Source organism: Paenibacillus sp. NPDC058071, from assembly GCF_042885235.1.
GTDB lineage: Bacteria > Bacillota > Bacilli > Paenibacillales > Paenibacillaceae > Pristimantibacillus.
In genome coordinates this window covers 107,614-132,419 of sequence record NZ_JBHVSK010000005.1, presented here as the reverse complement: position 1 = coordinate 132,419, position 24,806 = coordinate 107,614, and the positions used below count along the sequence as shown (strand labels likewise).

The following is a 24,806-nucleotide window of genomic DNA, read 5'->3' as shown; positions in this document are numbered from 1 at the left end:
GCTTGCTTCATTTTTTTGTTACAGATTATAAATACGATAGAGCAGAACGGCCGCTTCAGCGCGAGTCAAATTGCCTTTCGGATAAAGCATTCCGCCGCTTCCTTGGAGAAGCCCCGCTTGCACGACGGCGGCAACGCCGTCCCGAGCAAAGGCCGAGACGCTGGACGCGTCCTTAAACGCTGCTAGTGATTGCTCCGAACCACCGGCTTCCCCTGATACTGCCAGACGAATCGCCCGGTCAACGAATACGGCAACCTCCTCACGGGTAATCGCCGATTCAGGCAAGAAACGGTTATCTCCCGTTCCCGTTGCAATGCCGAGCGTCTTGGCAATTCCAACCGCTTCGGCATAATAGCTGTCGCTCTTCACGTCAGAGAAGCTATCGCCTTTCGCATCTGCCGTTAAGCCCAGCGTGTCGATCAACAGCTTGACGAAATCGGCCCGCTTAATCGATGCTTGCGGCTGGTAAGCAGCTGCCGAGACGCCGTTGACGATGCCTTTTGCGGCCAATGCCTCGATCGCCTGCTTCGCCCAGCCATGCTTGCTCAGATCGTTAAAGCTCTTTTGCACATAGACTACTGCATATTGGCTGAAATGCGTCGTATGGAATACGATTTGTCCTTTCGTTTGGTTGTAGCGTCCACTTGGAACGGAAAACGGTTTTCCGGACGCGTCGATGTACCAAACCGTCAGCTTGTCGGCGTCGCCTGCTTCTCCCGCCGACGGCGTATACGGCAGCGATACGGTTACTTTCGAATCTTTATTTTGCCAAGCAACCGCACGTCCGGCCGACCGGACGCTCAAATCGACGGCAGGGCGGCTGCCGATTTGCTGACGGAGCGATTCGCTCCAGCGGCTTCGATCCGCTTGCCCGATCACAATCGTTACTGTTTCTCCTAACGCCGACTTATTCGGCGACAGCATGTCGCTCGTCAGTACGATTGTACCGAGAGGAGTAACAAGCTCGATTGTCTGATTTGGCGATGTCTGCGTTACGTAACCGGACGGAAGCTCTAACGAGTAGCCGTTCGATCCGCTGACGGCGGACAGTTGAATCGTCACTTTCTTGTTGCCGCCCGCACCGGCCGTCGCTTTCTGGAACGCTTCGTCCAGCAGTTCCTTCGAGAGTGAAGCGTTCGCCGTTTTCGACGCATTGTCTAGCGTAGGACTCGTTGCCACAACAACGCTGCCGTCGGCATTTACCGTAATGACCGGCTTGGCGCCCGATCCGCCTCCGGCACTCGATCCCGGATTCGTTCCAGGATTCGTGCCTGGATTCGTTCCAGGACCCGGATTGCCCGACCCGCCGCCAATAGCGGCAAGCCTTGCCGCAAAGCCGGCTTTCACCGTTCCATCCGGCAGCAGGCTGACGAAATTGGCAGCCGTGTCGATGCGGGTAACGTCCCGATGCTGCTCAGCCGCAGCAACCGCTGTTTCCGCCGATTGCGCCAGCAAGTCTGCATACGAGGCGTCAAGCAGATACAGATCACCGAACTGTCTAGCGTCCTTGCTCGTACCAATGCCTTGGTTGTATTCAATAAAGCCTGCGCGTCCCGCTCCGTCATTTTCGTTCAACAATACTGTCAATCCAATCGGATCGCGCTTCGAGAACGTGTAACCAGATCCGTGAAGCTCAGCAAACGGAATTACGATGTCGTAGACCGTTTGTTTATTTGCTTCGTTCCGCGCAATATCCGCTGTTACTCCGTTCAGCGTGCCTGTTGCCAATCCTTCAGGAGCGCGCCATCTCCATTTGGTAGCGACGCCGCTGTTCGTGACGGCAAACCCGAGCTCGCTTACATTTTTACTAGTGGCGCCGTCCTTTCTCGACAGGTCAATACCCAGCTGCAGGCTATCGCCTTGCCAAATATCGCCGTTCGTCCACGTTTGATGATGCGTATTATCCTTTGCCGTTACTTTAATGTACAAGTTGTCATCATCCCACTCGACTTCCGTCACGGCGCTCAGATCGTCCGGCCCGTTCCAGCTGCCGCCTTGGCTGCTGTAATGGCTAGGACTGGAAATGTCGATGATCGGCCGCACCGATTGTGCCGCATCGGCACGAGTCGCGAACGATTGCGCCGTTCTAACCGACGTCGTATAAGTAAATCCTCCCGCCAACGTCACTTTGTATTTCAGCGTGTCGCTCGACAAGTAAGGAAGCGGAATGGATACGCTGTCCAGCAGAGCAAGATTTTCGAACCGAATCGGCCCGAACAGGCTGCCGTAATGCTCCGGCGAAAGCAGCTCGATTTTGCCGGAAATCGGAGCAGGCTCCGATACGTTGGTCAGCTTCAGCGTTAGATTCGAATTAGCCGAATTTCCTTCGTCGAACGCCGTTTTAACAATATCAAGCGCAACAGGAACAAGATTCGTGCCCGACACGCGATCGAGCGCTTCGTTCGTCAGCTGCATGCCGCCTTTGAACAGGTTGTTCGTTACGATCAGCTTTTCAATTCCAGGGCCAGCATAGACATGTTCTGTATTCGGCTGCTGGAAATAGGAATTGTACAGCGTAACGTCGCCGCCGATCGCGTTAATGCCGCGCTCGCCTACTCGCGTGAAGTTGCTTTGCTGAATACTTACGTCGCCGGCGAAAATATCGAATGACCGCGTCGTATCGCCCCACATCGACGTGTTGAAGAAAATCGCCTTCGAATCGAATTGCTCACCTACAAGCACGTACACTTTATCGGACGTACTCATCGATACGAGCTCCGTATTAATAAATTGCAAGCCGCCCGGACCGGCGCTGTCCAGCACCGCCCCCTTCTTGCTGCCGTCCGTGCCGTGGCCGATAACGATCGCCTCCGGCCCGCTGCCGTTCTGCTCCTCGAAATGTATACCGTATTTGGAGCCATAGACAAATGTGTTGAAAATCGTTTCATTCGTCACGTCGCCGATACGGAACGCGTCCAAATGCTCTTTCTGGTACGACCATACCGCGTCAAAATCGGCATCCGTCGACGGGTGATTCGGATAAATGTTTCTTCCGTAATAGTGCGGATTGAACTGCACGTTCCGCATCAAGCCGCCATCCGCGCCTCCGCCAAGGAAAATCCCTTCGAGGAGCGGCGAGCCCGCCACGTAATCGATGTAATGGCCGCTCGTATTGTACGTGCCGAAATCGACCCCTTTATACGGGTTGACCAGCGTCGTGTCGATCAGATAGACGCCGCTGCCTTTGCCCTGCACTGTCCAAGCGTACGGCTTAACGACGTTCCAATTTTGTTTGTCATAGTAGACGGAAAGCCCGCGAATGCCTGCATCCTGCTCCAGCGATAGGAAGGCTTCACCATCCGGATCGTTCTCTCCGTAATTCGTAAACAGAACCGATCCTCCGCCGATCGTATGATGCGGCACATCCCATGAGCCGCGAAGCTCAACGCCGGTCGGAATCGTAAGCCGCTGCTCGACGCGATAGATGCCGGCCGGCAAATATACCGTGCCTCCCCCCGCCGCGCTTGCGTCGTCCAGCGCCTCTTGAATGGCGGCCGACGCATCGATTAAACCGTTGTTGTCGGCATCGTAAGGGGATGCTGTCACGTTAAACAACTCATTCGTCGCAGGACGCGGCTGCACTTCACGGTCAAGCGCCCCTACCGCAGGAAGCTGCTCGAGCGTGTATCTCGCATCCTGATGAACCGAAACATCAGCTCCGTCGCTCTGGTCATCGACGAGCAATGCGCCGCCATGACCGGAATTGACCGCATTCACTGCCGAAACTCTGCCTTCCAGCCGTACATGATTTGCATTCTTCGCAAATTCCGACTGCCCGATAATGAGCGAGCCGTTCTTCGCTGCGATTGCATAGCCGCCCGCTTGATCGTTCCAGTTCTCGAAGGTGCTGTTCTCGAACGATAAAACGCCGTTGCCTTCGTTCACAACCGCATGCTGCGGACTGCCGCCGAATACGGAACCGTTGAACTGTACGATCGATTGGAAGCCTCTAGTCGCATGCACCGCGATCGGATTTGTTCCTACGTTCGCCTTGAAGCTGCTGTCCGTAATCAGCAAGCCGAAGTCGTTGACGCCTTCGATTTTGAGCGCCACGTTGCAGTCTTCGATGCGAACCTTGTACATTTGCGCGTTCGCCGTTTCGAGGCTGCCTGTTCTTGTCGTTACTCGCATGCCAGTCTTAAAGCCGGAAATCGAAAGATTGGACATATACTCCCAGTCGGAGCGGCCCATCACGATTCCTTCCGCATTTGCCGTCATGTAGGCGAACAAATCGGATTGCGACGGCGAGCCTGGAAGACCGGAATTCGCCCAGACTGAAGGCGATAGGCTCACATCCTCCAGCCGTCCAATATCTGTCGTAAAGTCAAGGAAAATACCTGTTTTCAACGCCGTCCCGTAAACGTTCTTCACATAATGCAGCTCGTTCCAAACCGGGCCGATTTTAATGCCATTGTAAGCATTGACCAGCGTCACGTTCTTAATCGTCGCGCTGTCGCCGGACAGCTGCTCGAACGTCCAAGGATAAGCAACCGGATTGGTTATCGATTGCTCCGGATACCAGACGGACAAATTCGTCACGCCGCTCACCGGGGCCAGCTGCAGGAGGCTCGCTTCGTTCTCGTCTCCTTTACCTGCATAGGCAGCGAGCACCGTACCGAGCACTTGCCCGTTCGTCGATTCCGGATTCGCCCAGTCGCCGCGCAGCGTAACGCCGGTCGGCACAATCAACGAACGAGTCAGCTTGTAGACACCTGCCGGTGCAAAGACAACTCCGCCGCCATTATTGCCGGCCGCATCAAGCGCATCCTGGAACGATTGCGTATCATCTGCAATGCCGTCCCCTGCTGCGCCAAAATCACTGACGCTCATATCGGCGATGACGACATCGTCCGTTTCATAAAACGTATCGTACACTTTCGTTACCGAATTGACGACTCGCTGTTTGGCCTTCTTGACTGTTACAGAAGCGATTTGCAGCTCCGGATTATTGCCAAGCGATCCCGGCCCAGACACATGGAGGCGGAAATCGCCGTTGTTGTTCCGGTTGGCGAATTTCGCATCACCCAGCTTAAACGTACGTTTCTTCCAAGTATTCGTATCCGTGTACGTAAATTCAGGCGCGTCCTTGAAATCCGCCGTTTTCGAATCGTATTGCAGCTTCATGCTGCCGTTGCCGCGGTCGAAATATTCGACGATAACATAAACATCTTGATCGGTATTGTCGTAGAGGAAGCTGTCATCTACGTCAAAATAGAAATATAAGATGTTGTCGCTGTGCTCGGAGCTGCTGATCGTTTGGTTCGTTTTCCAATAACCTTTCCCATCCTCGATACCGGTCACCAGATGCGAAGGGTCGCCGTCGCCCGGTTTCGCCGTAATGCCGTTCAATACCGGCGTATCGCCAAGCATGATGCTAACTTGCTCTTCCGGCGCTTGCTTCGGCGTTTTCTTGACGGTGACGCCAGCCACCTTCAAATCGGGATTAAGTCCTCCGTTAATGCCTCCGCCCTCAATGCTCAGCCGGAAGTCGGAACCATTCGTCCGGTTGGCGAATTTGGCGTCGGTCAGCGTAAACGTATGGCGCTTCCACTGCTGTGTATTGCCGTACGTATGTACGCCGCTGTCTTTAAATTCGGCAGACTGCGCATCGTATTGGAGAAGAAAGCTGCCATTTCCTCCGTCGAAATAGTCTATTGAAACGTCGACGTTATAATCGGTGCTGTCATACAGGTAGCTATCGTCGACATTGAAGTAGAAATAGCTGATGCCTGAGGCTTTATCGGTCTGCCAATAGGATTTGCCTCCGGTTTCCCCAACGATATAGCCATCATCGGACGTATCGCCCGCCCTAGCGTCAATGCCCTGCTTATCGGGAGTCGCCCCCAGCGCAATACTCACTTCTTGGAGCGGCGCGTTTTTCGGAATCTTTTTCACCGCGACCTTCGCAAGCTTCATGTCGGCGTTCGTCTGATAGCTGGCTCCGCCGCCCTCGATGCCGATCCGGAAATCGGTGCCGTTCGCCCGGTTGGCAAACTTAGCATCGGTCAGCGAGAACGTATGTTGGTTCCACTGCTGCGTATTGCCATAAGAAAATAATGGCGCATCCTTGAAAGATGGACCGGCTGAATCATATTGCAGTACAATTTTGCCGTCGCCCTCATCGTAATAATCGATGGTTAATTCCACATCGTAATCGCTGTTGTCGAACAAAAATCCGTCGTCCACGTTCATATAAAAATAATAAGTGCCATCCGTTTTATCCGTCTGCCAGTAGGTGCTGCCTGCCACCGTACCGGTTTTCAGCCCTGCCTCATTGTCACCTGCTCTTGCCGTAATGCCGTTGGAAACGGCCGTATCGCCAAGGATAATATCCACTTGGTCTTGCGCTCCGGCGCCACCCGCCGCACCGACGGTCGGCAAGCCAATCGATGTGATTAGTAGCATGATCGCGAGAAAAACTGATATTCGTGTGCGCACCTTCACCCATCTCTTGACAATTTTCACTATTAAACCTCCCATGCATGCTAGATTTGTTTTTACAATTAGAGTGTAAAAAAGAGAAGCCGCCCTTCAAACGCAGCGGTCGGCTTCTCGGCAAGCGATTTACTTATTTTTTCGCGGCAAGAAACTCGTCGATTTGTCGTTGCGTCTCAGCAATAATTTTGTCGAGACCGTTTTTCTTCTGCAGCTCGATATAATCTGCTACCGCTTTCTCGGTATTCTTGGCAACGCCGAACTCAATCGGCTTGTTGAATTCTTCTACTGCCGTGTCGCGTTTGGCAATTTCGTTTTTCATCGCGTCTTCGGCAATAAACAGTCCGTCGATCGGCGAATTGATGTTTCTTGGCTCGTTGGCAAATTCAGCTTCCTTCACCCAGAAATCCGCTCCATACGTCATTGTAGGACGCATGAATTGCGGCTTCCAGAACGCCCATTGGCCGCCCCACTCCATGTAGTTGCTCGTCGTTGTTTCCATGCCTTCCGGATACTCGGCGGTTTCGCCGTTCAGCACGTACGTTTTGCCTTCGATACCGTATTGCACAAGGTCATAAAGTGTTTTGTCTGTCTCGATCATGTCGAGCAAACGGAGCACGCGTTCTGGATTTTTGGAGTTCCGGTTGATCGCCACGACGTTAGCCAAAGCTGTACGGTTGATGAAGCGTTTGTCCGGATACAGTTCCGCCGATTCCATCTTGTAGGCCGGATCGGCAAAGCCCGGATTTGCGCTTACCCACTCGTGGGAAGTAACGGTAAACAGCTTCTTGCCGTTGCGCCATTCCGCTGCTTCATCCGTTTTATCGATCATAGCGTCGCGGTTGATCAGATTGTCGTCGTACCATACTTTTGCCAGCTTAGCCGCTTCCAAATAGAAAGGCTGCTGCTCGACTGCTTGAATCGTCACTTTATCGTCGTTCAAGTAGAAGCCGAGGCCGTGGAAGTTCATATCCACCCATTCGTCGCGGATCATGATGAGCGATACCGGCGGCGTACGGGAAATACGTTCGTTTGGATACGCTTTCTTCAAATCGCGCAGCAAGCGGTCGACGTCTTCGATTGTCTTCACCGAGCCGCTCGGATAGTCGAGTTCGGCTTTCTCGATCAAGTCAGAACGCCAGCCTGTGAATTTGCGCTCGTTCATCTTCATCGTCCATGGCAGGCCGACGATTTCGCCGTTGACCGTCGCCGCAGCGAGCGTGCCTTGCTCCTCGTACTTTTTGTACAGGTTTGGAGCATATTTCGGCAGCAAATCATTCAAGGCCATGTAGGAGCCCTTCGCTGCCATTTGTTTATAGGACAGCCAGTCGCCGTCGAAGTTCATGTCCCAGTTGTCGCCGGATGCGGCCATAACAAGCATTTTTTCCTTAAAGTCGTTGAATGGAATAAAGTTAATGTCGAACTTGACGTTGAGGCCTTTTGCTTTTACGTACTCGCTCACTTTGCCCCATACTTCGTCCGTAGCCGCTTTCTTGTCGCCGCCGAAGTAGAACTTCAGCGTTACTTCCTCTTCCGGCTTTTCGCTTGGCGTTTCAGCCGAAGGCGAATTCGTCGCCGCGTTATTGTTGCTAGGCGGCGTGTTGTTGGTGCTCTTGTTGGAGCTGCATGCGGCAAGAATTAAGCTGAATACCATGATTGCGGCCAGCAGCAGCGGTAACCTTTTAACGCTCCTCATCATCTTGACCTCTCCCTTAGCTTGTCATTATATACTACACGGCAAAGCCGATATAGCCATTGAAAATTACCCTTTCACAGCGCCGACCATCAGACCTTTGACGAAGAAGCCCTGTACAAACGGATAGAGGAATATAATCGGACCGATCGTGATGACCGTTAGCGCCATCTTGATCGATTCGGACGGAATTTGCGCCGAGATGCGCTGCATGGCAGCAGCGTTGCTTGAGCTTTTCAAAAACTCAACGTTCGACACGAGTGTACGCAGCAGCAGCTGAAGCGGCTGAAACTCTTGCTTATCGACAAACATAAGTCCCAAAAACCAGTCGTTCCAGTAGGAAAGAGCGACGAACAGCCCGACTGTGGCCATAACTGGAAGCGATAGCGGCAGGATTAGCCTGTAAAAGATTTTGAAATCGCCCGCGCCGTCCATTTTTGCCGATTCGTTCATATCCTCCGGTATCGAGAGCATAAAGTTGCGGATCAGGAACATGTTGAACGCGTTGGCCAGCATCGGCAAAATCAGCGCCCACAGCGAGTCCTTCAAATCCAAGTAACGAACGCAGATGATATACCACGGCACAAGGCCGCCGTTAAACAGCATCGTTATAATAACGTAGATCGATAAAATGTTCCGGTATTTGAACGTTCGCCGGGCCATGGCGTATGCTCCCATGCTTGTGACGAGCAGCGACAATGCCGTGCCGGCCACCGTAACCAGCGTACTGATCCCGTAGGCGTCGAGTATGCGAGAAGAACCTAGCAGCAATATTTTGTAGGAATCGAGAGTGAAAGTTTTCGGCCATAGCCGATAGCCGTAATCAAATATGTCTTTCTCTGTACTCAGCGATCCCGAAACGACCATTAGAAACGGAAAGAGGCAGGATAAGCTGAACAAGGTAATAAAGATAACGATGAGCGTTTGAGAAAGCGTAATTTTTTTGCTAACCACGGTAGTTGCTCCTCCCTTGTCAGAATATCGCCGAGTCTCGGTCGATTTTGCGGGCGATGTAATTGCTTCCGATGACGAGCACGAAAGCGATCAACGATTGCATGAAACCGGCGGCGGAGGCCATGCCGATATCGCCGGACTTGCGCAGGCTTCGATATACAAATGTATCGATAACGTCCGTCGTTGGGAAGATAAGCGAGGCGTCGCCGACCATCGCGTAAAACATACTGAAATCGGCATTCATAATTTTCCCGACGGCAAGCAGCGTTAATATAATAATCGTAGGCCTCAGCATCGGGATGCTGATATACCGCATTTGCTGCCATCTGGAAGCTCCGTCGATCGCAGCGGCTTCATAGTACGAATTGTCGACCGAGGTCAACGCCGCTAAATAAATAATGGTGCCGTAACCGGTCACTTTCCAGCGGATTGTAACGACCAGAATAAGCGGCCATAGACTTGCTGTGCTGTAAAAATCGATCGGATTTGCGCCGAAGGCCGTCAGGACGCGGTTAATTAATCCGTTATCGAAGTTGAGCAGGTTATAGGCGAATACGCCAACTACAATCCACGAGATGAAGAATGGCAAAAACGTTAGCGATTGAGCAAAGCGTTTGAAGTATTTATTGCGAATCTCGTTCAGCAACAAGGCAAAACCGACTTCAAATACAAGGCCAACCGTTATAAACAAAGCGTTGAGCAGAATCGTATTGCGCACCGCCCGAAACGCCGTTTCGGATGAAAATAAATAATCGAAGTTATTGAGCAGCGGCTGCATCCAATCGCTTCCTAAAATGCCTTTCTGAAAATCGAAATCCTTGAAAGCGATAACAAGACCGAACAACGGCAAGTAGTTGAACAGGAATAGGAGCACTGCTACGGGCAGGAACATCAATAGTACGGTCCGATTTCTAAACAACTCCCCAATGACTCCAATTGATTTCATATCGATTTCCCTTCCCTCTTGTGATAGTTTCATTGTAGAGGAGCCGGCTATCGTAAACTATGAGCCATTCTTATCCTTTGTGGTTTTGTTTTATCCTCCTCCCCAGATTCACAATTCCCGGTTCAAAAAAAGAAAGCCGCCGCTGCCGGCGCCTCCCTCTTCTTCATCACCTTCTATAACTGTCGCGGTAAAACGCGATTCCCCAGTTTCACAACCGCCTCTTAACCCGCACCGGCCAGCTCCGGCTTCTCGCCTTCCTTCAAGATCGGGTGTCTTAATGTAATCGTCGTGCCGATCTCCGGCCCCGTTTCGATTTTAAGCTTGTAGGCGTCACCGAAGTACAGCTTGAGGCGCTCATTCACGTTGCGCAGGCCGACTCCTCCGCTTTTATGAATTGGCTTGTCGCTAAGCTCGCCCTCCTCCAATTGACTGAGCACCGATTGTGGAATGCCTTTGCCGTTATCCGCCACCTCAATCAGAATGTCGTTGCCGTCCCGGTGAGCCGTTATCATCATTTTGCCTTTGTCGAAGTCGCCGCGCACACTGTGCTGAATCGCGTTCTCGACAAGCGGCTGCAGCAGAAGCCGCAGGAACGGAAGCTCCGTCACCGACTCGTCCACCGAATAAAAGATGCGTACCGTTTTTCCCATACGAGCCTGTTCGATCGAGACATACGCTTTCACTTGCTCAATTTCACGGCGCAGCGTCGTAATTTCTTTCCCTTGATTGAGGCTGAGCCGAAGCAGGTTGCCAAGTGACGATACCATTTCGCTAATATCGCTCCGGCCGTGGTTTTCCGCCTTCCAACGGATCGACTCCAACGTATTATATAGAAAATGCGGATTAATCTGGTGGCTGAGCACCTGGAATTCGAGCGCTTTCTTATTCCGTTCGGCCTGCGCGGCTTCCTTGACCAAACCCTCGATTCGCTGTACAAGGCTGCCAACTCCCCGATAGAGCCAGCCCACTTCGTCCTTACGGGGCGACCATGGTACCAAATAACGAAGATTATCCGTTTCCAGCCTGCGCATAATGCGAACCAAATGGGCGATTGGCTGCGTATAGTAAGCCGTAATATAGAAGACTACGCTTAAACAGCAGAGTACATAAATAACGAGAAAGACGCCAAGTATCCGATTGATTTGATCAATCGTTCCCGTCAACTCTTGAAGCGGGGTCAGGCTGACAAGGCTCCATGGCTGATTGGCCATTTTCACATAAGTCGCCAAGTACGTTTGCCCGTTAATTTCGATCGACTCAGAGCCGGAGTCGCCGCTCATCGATTCGATAAACGTGTCGGATGGAAACTCCTTTCCAGTCCATTCATTGGACGTAGAATCGTAATGAACGATGCCGAGCTCATTGATCAGCAGCAGCTTCTGATTGTTCAGCTGATCGGACGGCGAGAAATAACGCTTCAAATAATCCTCCGACAAATCGGCGGAGATCATCCCCCTCACCTTCGAGTCGTAAAGTCCTGTGAAGCGCTTGACGTAAGTAAGCAGCGGCTTCCCGTATTTCCCGCGCTCTGGCATCGTTAAATACCAGGTTGGGCTGACGTTATCAAGGGAATGGCGGAACCAGTATTGTTCACCTACTGAAACCGATTCGTCGATCGAACGCATATATGAAGGATACATGCTCGGCTTCGTCGGGTACACTTTCAAACGGAAAGCATCAACGTCTGTGGCCGATTGATGAAGCACGGTCAGCATATTGCCGGCGAACATTTCCTCCTCGTATTCGTTCAACGTTTCGTCGGACAGCAACTCCTGCACCTTTTTATTGCCGATGACTTCGTTGACCTGTTCATTTAAGGAATTTAAATAGATTTGGAAGCTTTTCCTCGCCTGCTGCAAATAGCTCATCGTCATTTTCGTATTCGTATCGGAGATGCCTTCAACCGCTTTAACGCTGGCGTAATTGGCAAACAGCAAAAACGGGATCAGAATAAGAATAAGAAAAATAATAATGACGCGATTGCGGAACGATGACGCTAACCGTAATGATACTTTTCTCACCCGCCATACCGCCTTTCGTTAAATTGCCCTCGATTGCTCGGCAGCCGGCTCAACGAAATCGTCGGCGCTGTGCCAAAAACGAATAACATTTCCCCTTAAAGTTTGCTTTCTCCTCATTGTGACAAATCATCCGATTCTTTACACTATTTTCGTAATACCTACTTTTTTACGGAAATGAGGAACGAGTCATGACGGCATCCAAACGGGTAGTTCATGTCATCTCCCACACCCACTGGGATCGGGAATGGTATATGCCTTACGAAGCTCATCACGTCAAGCTGATCGAAACGTTGGACACGCTGCTCGATACGTTCGAGAACGACCCGGAATTCCGCAGCTTTTATTTGGACGGACAAACGATCGTTGTCGAAGACTACTTGCAGGTGTATCCGGAGAAACGGGAACGGATTCAGCAGCTATGCGACGAAGGCAAGCTCTCGCTCGGCCCCTGGTATATTTTGCAGGACGAGTTTTTGACAAGCGGCGAAGCCAATGTTCGCAATTTGCATATCGGCCGTCGAGACGCCGCGGCATTCAAGTCGTATTCGAGGCTCGGCTACTTCCCCGATTCGTTTGGCAACATGGGGCAGGCCGCACAATTGCTGAAAGAAGCGGGCATCGATACTGCCGTTTTCGGCCGCGGCGTAAAGGCAACGGGCTTTAATAACCGGGTTAGTGAAGGCGCTTCGCTGGAATCGCCTTACTCCGAGCTCATCTGGCAATCGCCAGACGGCTCCAGCGTGCTTGGCATCCTCTTCGCCAACTGGTACAACAACGGCATGGAAATACCGGTGGATCCGGCAAAGGCGAAGCCCTATTGGGAGCTGCGGCTGTCCCGCGCCGAGCAGTTTGCCTCGACCCGGCATCTGCTCCTAATGAACGGCTGCGATCACCAGCCGGTACAAACAAATTTATCAGCTGCGCTTCGCACGGCTAGAGAGCTGTTTCCCGATTACGAATTCGTCCATTCCAACTTCGACGATTATGTGCAAGCCGTTAAAGCGGAAATGCCGCGCACGTTAAGCGTTGCCGAAGGAGAGCTTCGCGGCCAGCAAACCGACGGATGGTACTCCTTGGTCAACACCGCCTCCGCTCGCATCTATATCAAGCAGCTGAATCAACGGAATCAGACGCAGCTGGAGAAAATTGCGGAGCCGATGGCGGCCATCGCCCACGGTCTCGGCAAGCCTTATCCGCACGCTCTGCTCAACTACGCATGGAAAACGCTGATGCAAAACCATCCGCACGACAGCATTTGCGGCTGCAGCGTTGACGAGGTTTATCACGAAATGGAAACCCGTTTCGCCAAGAGCACCGAGGTCGGCAAACGTTTGACGGCTGAAAGCGCCGCTTTCATCGCCGCCAAGATCGGCACTTCCGTTTTTTCGGAGCATGGCGAGGAGGCAACCCCGATCGTCTTGTTCAATACGAGCGGCTACGAAGGCTCGTCCGTCGTGACGGCGAAGGTTGAGCTGTCCCGCCGCTTCTTCGACCAAAGCGAAGACCCGGTGGCCATCTCCGCCGAGGTTGCGGCCCGAACATTCGCGAACGGTTTTCTGGTTGATGACAGCGGCGGCTTCGTTCCGCACACCGTGGAGGATCTTGGCGTCCGGTTCGGTTACGAGCTGCCCAATGACCGTTTCCGTCAGCCTTATATGGCCCGCACGCTGCGGCTGACGTTCGAGACCAGCGCTTTGCCGTCCATGGGCTATCGGACATTCGCTTGGATTTCACAGCGGGAGCTGTCAGCTACCAGCAAATCGTCGTCTTCTCCATCGCTCGTTAGCAATGACGGCCGCCAGCTTGAGAATCGTTTTCTCAAACTGACGATTGAGGAGGACGGCAGCTATTCGATCACGAACAAAGAGAGCGGACAATCGTTCACCGGTCTTGGCGTTTACGAGAATATCGGCGACATCGGGAACGAATATATTTTCAGACAGCCGGAAGGCGATTCGCCCGTGACGACGAGAGGGTCGCAAGCGGCTATCCGCATTGTCGAAGACGAGTCTTACCGAGCGACCGTGGAGATTACGCATACGCTGACGATCCCCGCCAGCGCCGACGAGCGGCTCGTCCAAGAAATAGAGACGATGACCGAGTTCCGGTTGCGGAAGGCAGGACGTTCCGGCGAGACGGTCCCGCTTACGATCGTCACTCAATTGAGTCTCGAGCATGACGGCCGCGGTGTGCGGGCGCATGCACAGATTGACAACCGCTCGAAGGATCACCGCCTTCGCGTCCTGCTCCCGTCCGATGCGGACGCATCCGTTCATTTCGCCGATTCGGTATTTGAAGTCGCAAAACGTCAATCCGAGCCTTCGGCAGTATGGGAAAATCCAAGCAACTGCCAGCATATGCAAGCTTTTGTCGACGTTCACGACGACAGCCGAGGGTTAACGATCGCCGGCAAAGGCTTGAACGAATACGAAGTACTGCTTGACGTCCGCAACACGATTGCGCTAACGCTGCTGCGGTCCGTCGGCGAGGTTGGCGACTGGGGCGTCTTCCCTACACCGGAAGCGCAATGCTTGGGCTTACAAGAAGCGGAATGGTTGATTCTCCCTTATGGCGGAGCGAATGAGCGCTTTTCCGCTTATCGGGAAGCTTACCGGTTCCAGGTTCCCGTGACCGTCGTGCAGATCGGCTTGCAAGCAGGCGAGCTTGCGCTCGCGTACAACTTCCTAGCTTGGCAAGGCGACGGCCTAGCGTTCTCCAACCTGAAAATTAACGAAGAACGCGGCGACTGCATGGCAAGGTGGTTTAACCTGTCGCCAGAAACAACGAAGCTTAGCCTCTCTCCAGACGGCGCATCCGAATGCTACAACAGCACGATTATGGAAGATGCAAGCTCCGAGCGCGTAGAGGGCGAGCTAATTGTCGGTGGCTGTAAAATCGTCACCATCGGCTACTCTGCAAGACCGGCTGCACGAAACTGACATCACATGAAAGAGGCCAATTCCTACGGGCAAACGATTTTGCTCTTGGAACTGGCCTCTTTGCTTGCTTTGCTTACTTTGCTTGCTTTGCTTGCTTTGCTTGCTTTGCTTGCTTTGCTTGCTTTGCTTGCTTACTCTTCTACGATGCCTCTTTGTCTGCGATATTCCTTTGGCGTGCAGCCTACTTGCTTCTTGAACAGCTTCGAGAAATGGACCGGGTCTTTGTAGCCGACCTGATAAGAGATTTGATAAACCTTAAATCGTACGTCGCCCAGCATTTCCTTCGCTTTGTCGATGCGAATATCGGTCAAATATTCGAGAAATGTTTGCCTCTTCTCTTTTTTGAACAGCTTGCTCAGCCATACGGGAGTGACATGAACCGCAGCAGCAACGCTTTGCAGCGTCACGCCTTCCGCATAATCGCGCTGCATAATTTTTTCCGCCTCGCATACGATCTGGCTTTGCGACGCCGACATCTTACGGAAATCGGCCGCCGTCTCCTTCAAGATCAGTTCCACCTGCAGCCGCAGCGATTGAAACGTATCATACTGCTCAAGCTGCTCCCAAAGCGCAATCGGATTCGTTTTCCACGATTTATTCGAGACACCTGCCGCTGATGCCCGCTTCAAAACCTCAAACAGCCATTCGAACCATTTTTGCTGAATATCCCTCAAATGAGCCGGCTGCCGCGCATTCATCATCCCGACTAAGCGATCCATACCGGACGAAATATCTTCATCCGATCCGAACCGGATAAGATCAAGCACCTCCTCGGGCTCAGCCATCGACAGGTCGCCTCCGTCGCTTTCCTCGTAGCTGCCATGCGGGGTAAACAACCTGTTTCCGCCATATACCGCTTTTTGCTCTAGAACACTGACCGCCTCATTATAAATTTCATGGAGCTGCTCGAAGCTTCCGGGCGATTTCGGTATGCCTGCGCTCGCCTCCACTTTGACGTAATCATTGATTCGTTTAATGCACAGCTGCGCGATATTGCTGCCCAAATCGGCCTGTTGCGTGCGCACGTTGCTGAGCAGCAAAATGACCCATCGGTTGCCGCTGTCCATACAAAGCGCAAAAGGAAACGGAAATTCCTCCTCAAGCGTCTGGTTGACTACATTGCCGATGCCGAACAAAATCAAATCCTTTTCCTGGCTTCGACGATTTTCGACCGCCTTCAAATCGTCGGCCTCGATGACGATAACCGTCATTGGCTGATTGGCGATCCACTCCAAATTGAGCGAAGCGAGCCGATGACGCCGACGGACCTCTTTATACGGATCATATTCCTGTTCGAAAAGCTCTCGCAGCAGCTCTTCCCGCATTTTCGGTATCGCAAACTTCACCTGATTAAGCAGTTGCTGCTCGTTTTGCTCCTCTAACTTTCTTCGATGAATGCTCTCCATCGCTTTTCCAACGATATGCTCCAGTTCATGCATGTTGATCGGCTTGAGAATGTAATCCATCGTGCCGACCTGCATCGCCTGCTTCACGAAACCGAAATCGTCGTAGCCGCTAATGACGACCGTCTCCGGACAATAGTTTTCTAACGGCTCTAGGGAACGGAGAAACTCCAGTCCGGACATCCGGTTCATTTTTATATCGGTCACAATCAGATCCGGACGGACGTCGGAAGCAAGCGCAAGCGCTGTATCGCCGTCGTCGGCCACCAATACCTCTTCAATCCCGTACGCGTCCCAAGGAAATCGGTTACGCAACCCTTCGCGAATCTCGAATTCATCATCGACAATTAAGGCACGCAGCATCCGTTCACCATCCTTCTTCAAGTAATCCATCGCATTCTGTTTGTTCGTCGAACAGCGGGTCAATCTATTTCCATACTACTCGACCGGATTTTGGATTGCACGGGGGTAAAACAAAACTTTATAGGGTAGTTTTAAAAGTGTTTCAGCATTTTTTGAAACCGCTGTCATCTGTAGTTCCAGATAGAGCAATTAAATTCCTTCTTATCCTGAACGGCAATTCAATTGCGGCCAAAGTGTGCGTGTGAGGAAAATGCTTCCTATCTGCTCCTTTAATACTTGAAAGTGTTCAATTCTGCAGCTACAGGGATTATGTACTAAAAATCATATATATTGCGACGTAAAAGTGAGAATGAAGTAATTATATATGAAAATTCATATATATTGGGACAAAAATAAAGAAATTGGTCAAATATGTATGAAAAATCATACATATTACTCAAAAAGTAGTCCTTTCAGGATATTATATATGATATTTCATACACATTTGAATTAGGGGTGGCGAAAAACGGTTGCATATAGGAGATAGGAGATAGGAGATAGGAGATAGTACGATCGAATAATTGAATAATGGAATAATGGAATAATTGAATGATCGTATGATCAAATGAGGGAATGATGGAATGATGATGCGTTGAATTGTTGGAACGAGAGGGGAGAGGAACGTTAGTCCGTTTAGAGTCAGGGCGACATTCGAATATTAATAAAAATGGCGTTGCAGGGTTCATCCCCTGCAACGCCATAATGCGTTAAAGCTACCTCTAAGAAGAAAGCTCCTCTTCCGTTTAACCACTTCGGCTAAGTGGCAGTCTCGGCGCTTAGCCGACCAATTCGTCCAGTCCGCGAACAACGATGTTCGCCGCGCCGAGAATCTCTTTCGTGCCGATGCCGACAACGTACATGCCTGCTGCAATCGCCGCCTGCACGCCCGCTTCCGCATCCTCGTAAACGACGCAATCGGCCGGAGTCAGACCGAGCTCGCTGCAGCCCAAAGTGAATACTTCAGGGTCCGGCTTCGCCTTCGACACCTTCGTGCCGTCCACGATAGCATCGAACAGATCCAGAATGCCGACTTTTTCTAAAATAAACACCGCGTTTTTGCTCGCCGAGCCGAGCGCAATTTTCACGCCTTGCTCCTTCAGCTGCAGCAAGTACGCTTTTGCTCCAGGCAGCAGCTCCGACTCATCCATGTTGCGGATATACTGCAGGTACCGCTCATTCTTTTCTTCCGCAAGACGGGTCTTCTCGTCCTCGGACAGTGTGACCCCGCCTACTTCCAGCACGATTTCCAGCGATCTTGTGCGGCTGACGCCCTTCAGTCTTTCGTTGTCCGCTTCGGTAAAATCGAAGCCCAAATCCTGTGCCAGCTGTCTCCAAGCCAAGAAATGATACTTTGCCGTATCGACGATAACGCCATCCAAATCAAATAGTGCCCCTTTAAAATCTGTACGCATGCTATTCACCGCTTTCCGTGTTGTTAAAGGCGAATCGCCAGCCGATTGCCCGGCTCCGCCGCCAATTGTTGTCCGCCTATCTCAAAAACTTGCGCCGAACGATTGCTTGCATCCGCCTCGATTGCAACTTCCGATGACGTCAGATGAAGATGGAAGCTTTGTCCCAAAATCCGTACCGGAAGCGAAATCGACTTCCAGCCTTGCGGCAGCGCAGGCTTCACGACGATCGTTCCTTCTTGGAGACGAATGCCGGCGAAGCCTAGAGCGGCTGCCATCCAAGCGCCGCCGTTGGCAGCCGGATGCGTTCCGCCGATGTACAGCGTTCCGACGTACTGCTTGGAATCGCCCGTCAGGTCGATCGTTGCTGTTTTCATAAAATATTTATAAGCCCAATCCGGCGAGCCGATATCGGACGCGACAAGCGCGTAAATGCAGGAGCTAAGGCTGGAACCATGTTCGGTGCGAGGCTCGTAATATTGCCAGTTGGCCTTCTTCACGTCTTCCGAATAACGATCCTTCAGCAAGTGAAGCGTGAGCACGACGTCGGCCTGCTTCAAAATTTGCGTCGTTGTCGCTAGTCCGTTGCCGCCGCCCAAATATTCGTTCTTGTTCAAAATTCGCGACTTCAGCGTCGGAAGTTCGACGTCCTCAAGCTTGAAGTAACCGTCGAACTGTTCGATCAGCAGCGTCTCCGAATCCGGCTGAGGAACGTACAGCTCCGAGTGCATGGCGCGCAAATGCTCCAAGTCTTCCGCGTAAGCCAGCTTCTCGATCAATTGCTCATAGAAAGCCGGATGTTTCGCTTGCAGCAGTTCGATCGTTTGCAGCGCGGTTTCCAGCGTCCGGCCGACCATGGCGTTCGTAAATGCGTTGTTGTTCACACGCTCGTGGTACTCGTCCGGTCCCGTTACGTCAAGCAGTTCGTAACGGCCTTTATCGACTTTGTAGTAAGAGTAGGAATGGAAAAATCTTGCGCATTCCAAAATAACCTCGGCGCCGCCTTCCAATAAGGCGCTGTCGTCGCCTGTGAAGCGGTAATACTCCCAAATGCCGTGCGCGGCGTCCGCGCTAATATGAATTTGTTTATCACGGAAATAAGTACGCATCGGACGATTCGTAAAGACATCGGTCACATTAAACAGCGTGCAAGCGTCGTCGCCTGATTCTTGACTTTCCCAAGCATAATAAGCACCGCGGAAGCCGTACTCCGCCGCTTTTCTGCGCGCTCCGTCCAGCGTATGAACCCTATACATAACCAAATTTCTGGCGACCTCCGGCTGGCTGTACAGAAAGAACGGCAGCATAAACATTTCCGTATCCCAGAAAACCGCCCCTTTATACACTTGCCCGGACAGTCCGCGAGCCGGAATCGATACCTTCTCCGATTCGGTCGGCGCGATGATATGCAGCTGATAAAGGCTGTAGCGAAGCGCGAATTGCGCCTCGTCATCGCCTTCGATCTCGACGTCTGAAGCGGCCCATTTTTGCTCCCATTCCCGCTCGTGTTCTGCCAACAAGCTCTCGTAGCCTGTGTTCAACGCTTCCTGCACGCTGTTAGCCGCCGCTGTTGTCGTTGCGGAACGGTCTTCACCGTAACGGACGGAAATGTATTTCGTGAACGAATACGTTTGCCCCGCCGCACAGCGAAAAACTATTTTCCGGTACGCGCCTTTATCGGTCCGAACGGCCGTTTCTTCACCGTCGATGCCCGCGAGCACGACGCCTTCAGCTACGCTAACTGTCTGACGAAGCTCGTGCGTCAGCGCAGACAAGCTGACGATCCCGTCCTTCTCTACCGTCTCGAAAACTTCGAGATGCGGACCGTTAATATCCCAAACATCGCCGTCAATGCCGGTTTCCACCGTCAATTCGGCGTCTTCCGAGCAGCGCACGTCCACTTTCAGCACAATCAGATCAAGACGGCTCATACTGACAAAACGGGTCGAGCGGATTTCCGCCTTGCCGCCGCTTTGCGTCGCGAACGTCGTAGCCCGATGAAAGGTTGCGTTGCGTATGTTAAGCGATTGTTCATGCGATTCGTAACCGGACGACAGCAGGCTAAGCGGTTCGCCGTTGTAAAACCAGCGAGTCGACAGCCCATTTGGCGCATTGACCGGCTCCCGCCATTGGTCTCCGACTTTGTCGTATAGGCCAGCTGGCGTGCACGCCGTCAGTTGCTCCTTCGTAAATTCCTCCAGTGTTCCACGATAACCGAGCGCTCCATTGCCCAGCATAAACTTGTTCCCGTTAATCGTAATCCTTTCCGGATCAAATCCGGATTGTTCCACGATCCAACTCACAGTAATCTCCTACCCTTCGGCTCTGAATATCCCCTCTATTATATAAAAGGCGAATTCAGGCCAATAGGCGCATTCCTATCGAAATGATGTTCGATTCCAAGATGTTTTGCAGCAGTCCTGTAGACCCATTGCGGGGAGATCGGATGATCACCAAAAAAGATCATAAAAAATAGGCCAACCAGAAAATACTGGTTGACCTGATAGTAGAAGCAGCCGGATAACGAACCGCCCCCCATGGCATTCGCCATATAAAGGGAGCACAGTCCAGTACCGGCTGCTCTTCAATTTTTACTTAGCGCCAAGCTCCTTCGCCAGCTTCTCGGCTCCGTCGAAGATCGAGTAGCTGTAACCCCAGAACTGGTTGAAATCAATGACGTAAATCGCTTTGTTTTGAATAGCTTTCAAGCTTTGCAGAGCGGGATCGGCGTAAAATTTCTTGATCGTCTGCTCCGGATCTGGAGCCCCGCTGTAGTACGAAAGCAGCAAAATGTCGGGATTCGTCGCGATCAGTTGCTCACGGCTAATTTCACCCGTTAAATCGCCAAACGCGTTTTTCAGCCCAAGCAGGCCGAGAACTTCCGCTTGGAATGTATCGGTATTCCCGCTGTAAACGGCGATAGCTCCTTCGCCTGCATCCGAAGAGTAAGCAAACGTTTTGCCGCCGACGGCAGCAGAACCGTCCTTAATCGCCTGAGCCCGCTTCTTCAGCTCTTCAATATAAGCGGCTGCGTTGTCCTGCGCGTCGAAAATTTGTCCGATTTGCGCAATATCGTTATATAAGCTGTCGAGCGTAGCGCCTTTGATGCTGGTACTTTGCACGAATGTCTTAATGTTCAATGCGTTTAGTGCATCGACCGTGCCGACTCCCCAGTCCGCATCGGCGAACAAGTCGCCGCGTCCGAGCACGAGATCCGGTCCTGCTCCTACAACGAGCTCTTTGCTTGCATAATCTTTGGAGATGACCGGAATTTTCTTGAACTCTTTCGCTACGTCCGGGTCTCCTCCGCCATAAACGGCAGCCACTCCGACCATTTTATCGGTCAATCCCAGCTTAATAAGCAGCTCAGCCGCCCCTTGTGTATTAGCGACCACTTTCTCCGGCGCTTTATCAAATGTTTGCGATTTGTCGCTCCAGCTTCCGCCCTCGCCAGAAAGCGAGTAGTTTTTCACCGTAAGCGGATAGGTAGTTTTCCCTCCGGCTGCCGACGTTTCTTCCGGCTTCCCGCCGTTATTTGCATTTTCGGTCTGCTGACCGGCTCCTTGATTGGCATTGCTATTTCCTTTTCCGTTATTCGCCGCATTCGAACCGCAGCCTGCGGCCAGCAGCAGCGTCAAAATGACGGCTAACAGCGGCAGCATCGTTTGTTTAAAAGCTTTCATTCCCCTATCTCCTTCTCCTCGAACCTTGTTTATGTTTGTTATCGAACCACTCGTAGCATACAAGACAAATTTGAACGTTGTCAATGAGAAAGATTATCATTGACAACAATTATCATTTTCACTTATATTCTTTGAGAGGGCTCTATTACGCAAAATGTAGACAGGAGTTTATTTGTTTATTTGCTCGGCCCAATCACTTATATACGGAAGGGTTATCACTCATGCAAACTGCCAGTGCCGAGCCGTCTTCGGCAAAACCATCCATTATTCATACTAGAGCCGGCTTCTTCACGATTATCGGCGTACTCGTCGCAATCGCCTTCTTCTCGGTCGTCGCAGCCGTTTCGTTCGGCCAAGTCGATATCCCGCTCTCGCAGTCCTACCGTATTCTGCTACATCAATTAACGGGACTGCAGATCGGGAACCCGGAAGATTTACAAGCCGGCTCCTTTGTCGATATTATTTGGAAAATTCGTTTCCCGCGCGTTTTGTTGGCCATGTTCATCGGCGCTGGGCTCACGCTATGCGGCACAATCATGCAAGCAGCCGTGCAAAACCCGCTTGCCGATCCTTACATTCTCGGCATCTCGTCGGGCGCAACGCTGGGCGCTACCTTCGCTATCTTGGTCGGCTTCGGCTCGATCGGCCTGATCGGTCAAACGGGCGTCGCCTTCTGGGCGTTCGCTGGAGCGCTCGGCGCAGCGATACTTGTACTGACGCTCGCCGGCGCAGGTGGCAAGATCACCTCCGTCAAACTTGTTTTGGCCGGTATGGTCATCAATGCGCTATGTACTGCATTCTCCAACTTCATCGTTTATTTTGCAAACAACGCTGAGGGCATCAAAACCGTTACCTTCTGGACGATGGGCAGTCTGGCCGTAGCCAACTGGGAACGCCTTCCGCTCATCGCAATCGCCGTTATACTGTCTTGCGCCTTTTTCCTGCTGCAACCCCGCATTTTGAATACGATGATGCTGGGCGATGAAGCAGCTGTTACACTTGGGATCAATTTGAGCGTTTACCGCAAAATTTACATGCTTTTCTCTGCATTAATTACAGGCATTATGGTAGCCTCCTGCGGCATGATCGGCTTTGTCGGTCTCATTATTCCGCATATGGTGCGTGGACTCGTCGGTTCCGACCATCGCCGGATGCTGCCGACCGCGATTTTGTTCGGCGCCATTTTCCTGATTTGGGCCGATGTAATCGCTCGTACCATCGTTCCTAGCGTAGAGCTTCCAATCGGCATTATTACGGCGCTCATTGGCGGACCGATGTTCATGTACATGCTTGTTAAAAAAGGGTATGCGTTTGGGGGGAGATAACAATGAATTTAAAAGTGGAACATTTATCGGTCTCATTCGCAGACACTGCAATAGTGAAGGACGTATCGGTCAGGGTGCGCGATAAACAGTTCGTCGGCCTGATTGGTCCGAACGGATGCGGCAAGTCGACACTGCTTAAAAGCATTTACAAAGTAATTAAGCCGAGCCAGGGCGAAGTTTTCTTGTCCGATATGAACGTAATCAAATCGAACCCGAAGACGGTATCGCAAAAGCTTGGCGTTGTCGGCCAATTCAATGAATTGAGCTTCGACTTCTCGGTTCAGGAAATGGTCATGATGGGACGAACGCCTCATAAGGGCTTGCTCGAAACGGACAGCGCCAGCGATTATCAGATCGTAGACGAGGCGCTGCGCAAAGTTAATCTACAAACTTATGTGAACCGCAGCTACAACTCGTTGTCCGGCGGCGAAAAACAGCGCGTCGTGCTCGCCCGCGTGCTGGCGCAGCAGCCGCAGTTTCTTATTCTCGACGAGCCGACCAACCATCTCGACATTAAATATCAGCTGCAAATCTTAACGATTGTCAGACAGCTCGGCATCGGCGTTTTGTCTGCGCTGCACGACTTGGAGCTGGCCGCCGAATACTGCGACTACTTATATATGATGAAAGACGGGCAAGTCGTCGCAAGCGGAACGCCCGAAGAGCTTTTGACGAAAGAGCGGATTCTGGAAGTTTTTGACGTGTCCTGTGAAATCTATCGTAATCCGGTCACCGGCGGTCTCGGTATCGCCTATTTGGCCACAACTTAAAAAACGAGAGCAGCCCGCTCTCGCTCCAACCATGCCAAAAACCGTCCTTATCTCTGAACTGTCCCCCAAAGCGTTAGATGGTGTCTAACAATTGGGGGTAGTTCATCTCAAGGCGGTTTTTTGGCATCATCTTCATCGATATTTTCACAATAAAATAACCGAACGGCTCCGTTTAGGAAGCGGCTCGGTTGTTCTGAACGAAAATGGTCCGAATTGCATTGCTGGCGGCACATCTCCGCGCTCATCTTATAATCTCGGTTCAATGTTCCCGAGAAGCGCTGCTGCATTTTTATAAAATCGCGATATAAATTTCGGTGTTTCCGTTCGGACTGTACTTTTCGAAATCCCAAGTGTACGCCCGCCGGAGCGTCCCTTCCTGCTCGCGTTCCCAAATGTTTTGCCACGCGCGTACGACCGACAGCTCGTCGGCTTCATCCACTTTAAAAATCTCGTAATTGGCGTGTTCCGACAGCTCTACCAAGGCTTCGCCCTCGCTGCCCTCTACTGCCACAGCCAACGTATAATCCCCTTTATAATCGCTCTCATAATCGTAATACACGCCGTATAGAACTGTATTTTGGCCCACGAGCTGGCGGGAAGCTTCCGCCCACAGGCTGTTTATTTTTTCTACACATTGCTCGTCTGCAAAATTATTCGTTCGAATGCTGTTGATAACGGAGAACTTCATTTCAAAACGCCCTCTCTCGCCCTATGTTTTCCATTAGCAGGACTACCGTTACAATAGCAAGAATTTGGTTGCCGAGCAACTGTTAAAAGCATCGTTGACAATCTTCCGTTCATCCCCTAAAATTCAGATAGTTAAGTG

At 51.8% G+C, this 24,806-nt stretch carries 13 protein-coding genes; 3 read left to right on the top strand and 10 right to left on the bottom strand.

Going from position 1 to position 24,806, the window contains the following annotated elements:
- Positions 1 to 18 precede the first annotated feature (18 nt).
- The 5 genes from ACFVTB_RS10305 to ACFVTB_RS10285 all read right to left on the bottom strand — a co-directional run bounded on the left by ACFVTB_RS10305 (position 19) and on the right by ACFVTB_RS10285 (position 12,049).
- Entirely contained in the window at positions 19 to 6,465 is a 6,447-nt protein-coding gene (locus tag ACFVTB_RS10305; RefSeq protein ID WP_387748133.1) for an S-layer homology domain-containing protein, read from the bottom strand.
- 103 nt (positions 6,466 to 6,568) lie between these two features.
- Complete coding sequence (locus tag ACFVTB_RS10300) at positions 6,569 to 8,134, bottom strand: extracellular solute-binding protein (protein WP_387748131.1); 1,566 nt, start codon at positions 8,132 to 8,134, stop codon at positions 6,569 to 6,571.
- Between the two features lie 63 nt (positions 8,135 to 8,197).
- Positions 8,198 to 9,082: a carbohydrate ABC transporter permease gene (locus tag ACFVTB_RS10295; RefSeq protein ID WP_387748129.1), complete on the bottom strand. Its 885-nt coding sequence runs from the start codon at positions 9,080 to 9,082 to the stop codon at positions 8,198 to 8,200.
- Positions 9,083 to 9,101: 19 nt separating this feature from the next.
- Positions 9,102 to 10,028: an ABC transporter permease gene (locus ACFVTB_RS10290; protein ID WP_387748127.1), complete on the bottom strand. Its 927-nt coding sequence runs from the start codon at positions 10,026 to 10,028 to the stop codon at positions 9,102 to 9,104.
- 221 nt (positions 10,029 to 10,249) lie between these two features.
- Positions 10,250 to 12,049, bottom strand: a complete 1,800-nt coding sequence (locus ACFVTB_RS10285) for a cache domain-containing sensor histidine kinase (RefSeq protein ID WP_387748125.1) — start codon at positions 12,047 to 12,049, stop codon at positions 10,250 to 10,252.
- A gap of 188 nt (positions 12,050 to 12,237) precedes the next feature.
- On the opposite strand from ACFVTB_RS10285, the gene ACFVTB_RS10280 reads away from it, so the two are divergent.
- Positions 12,238 to 14,988 carry an alpha-mannosidase gene (locus ACFVTB_RS10280; protein WP_387748123.1) on the top strand — a complete coding sequence of 917 codons (2,751 nt, stop codon included), beginning with the start codon at positions 12,238 to 12,240 and terminating at the stop codon, positions 14,986 to 14,988.
- A 131-nt stretch (positions 14,989 to 15,119) separates the two neighbouring features.
- Here ACFVTB_RS10280 and ACFVTB_RS10275 read toward each other — a convergent pair whose 3' ends face one another.
- The 4 genes from ACFVTB_RS10275 to ACFVTB_RS10260 all read right to left on the bottom strand — a co-directional run bounded on the left by ACFVTB_RS10275 (position 15,120) and on the right by ACFVTB_RS10260 (position 21,885).
- Positions 15,120 to 16,754 carry a response regulator transcription factor gene (locus ACFVTB_RS10275; protein WP_387748121.1) on the bottom strand — a complete coding sequence of 545 codons (1,635 nt, stop codon included), beginning with the start codon at positions 16,752 to 16,754 and terminating at the stop codon, positions 15,120 to 15,122.
- 815 nt (positions 16,755 to 17,569) lie between these two features.
- Entirely contained in the window at positions 17,570 to 18,205 is a 636-nt protein-coding gene (gene pgmB / locus ACFVTB_RS10270) for a beta-phosphoglucomutase (RefSeq protein WP_387748119.1), read from the bottom strand.
- A 23-nt stretch (positions 18,206 to 18,228) separates the two neighbouring features.
- Positions 18,229 to 20,505 carry a glycosyl hydrolase family 65 domain-containing protein gene (locus ACFVTB_RS10265; protein ID WP_387748117.1) on the bottom strand — a complete coding sequence of 759 codons (2,277 nt, stop codon included), beginning with the start codon at positions 20,503 to 20,505 and terminating at the stop codon, positions 18,229 to 18,231.
- Between the two features lie 288 nt (positions 20,506 to 20,793).
- Positions 20,794 to 21,885, bottom strand: a complete 1,092-nt coding sequence (locus tag ACFVTB_RS10260; protein ID WP_387748115.1) for an ABC transporter substrate-binding protein — start codon at positions 21,883 to 21,885, stop codon at positions 20,794 to 20,796.
- A 221-nt stretch (positions 21,886 to 22,106) separates the two neighbouring features.
- Here ACFVTB_RS10260 and ACFVTB_RS10255 point away from each other — a divergent pair, with 221 nt between their 5' ends.
- Together ACFVTB_RS10255 and ACFVTB_RS10250 are read left to right on the top strand one after the other, a co-directional pair.
- On the top strand, positions 22,107 to 23,210 hold the full coding sequence (locus ACFVTB_RS10255) for a FecCD family ABC transporter permease (protein ID WP_387748113.1): 1,104 nt from the start codon (positions 22,107 to 22,109) through the stop codon (positions 23,208 to 23,210).
- Between the two features lie 2 nt (positions 23,211 to 23,212).
- Positions 23,213 to 23,980, top strand: coding sequence for an ABC transporter ATP-binding protein (locus ACFVTB_RS10250; RefSeq protein WP_387748111.1), 768 nt, complete (start codon positions 23,213 to 23,215; stop codon positions 23,978 to 23,980).
- A 289-nt stretch (positions 23,981 to 24,269) separates the two neighbouring features.
- On the opposite strand, the gene ACFVTB_RS10245 is transcribed toward ACFVTB_RS10250, so the two are convergent.
- Positions 24,270 to 24,668 (bottom strand): GyrI-like domain-containing protein, encoded by a 399-nt coding sequence (locus ACFVTB_RS10245; RefSeq protein WP_387748109.1) that lies wholly within the window; start codon positions 24,666 to 24,668, stop codon positions 24,270 to 24,272.
- Positions 24,669 to 24,806: the final 138 nt, after the last annotated feature.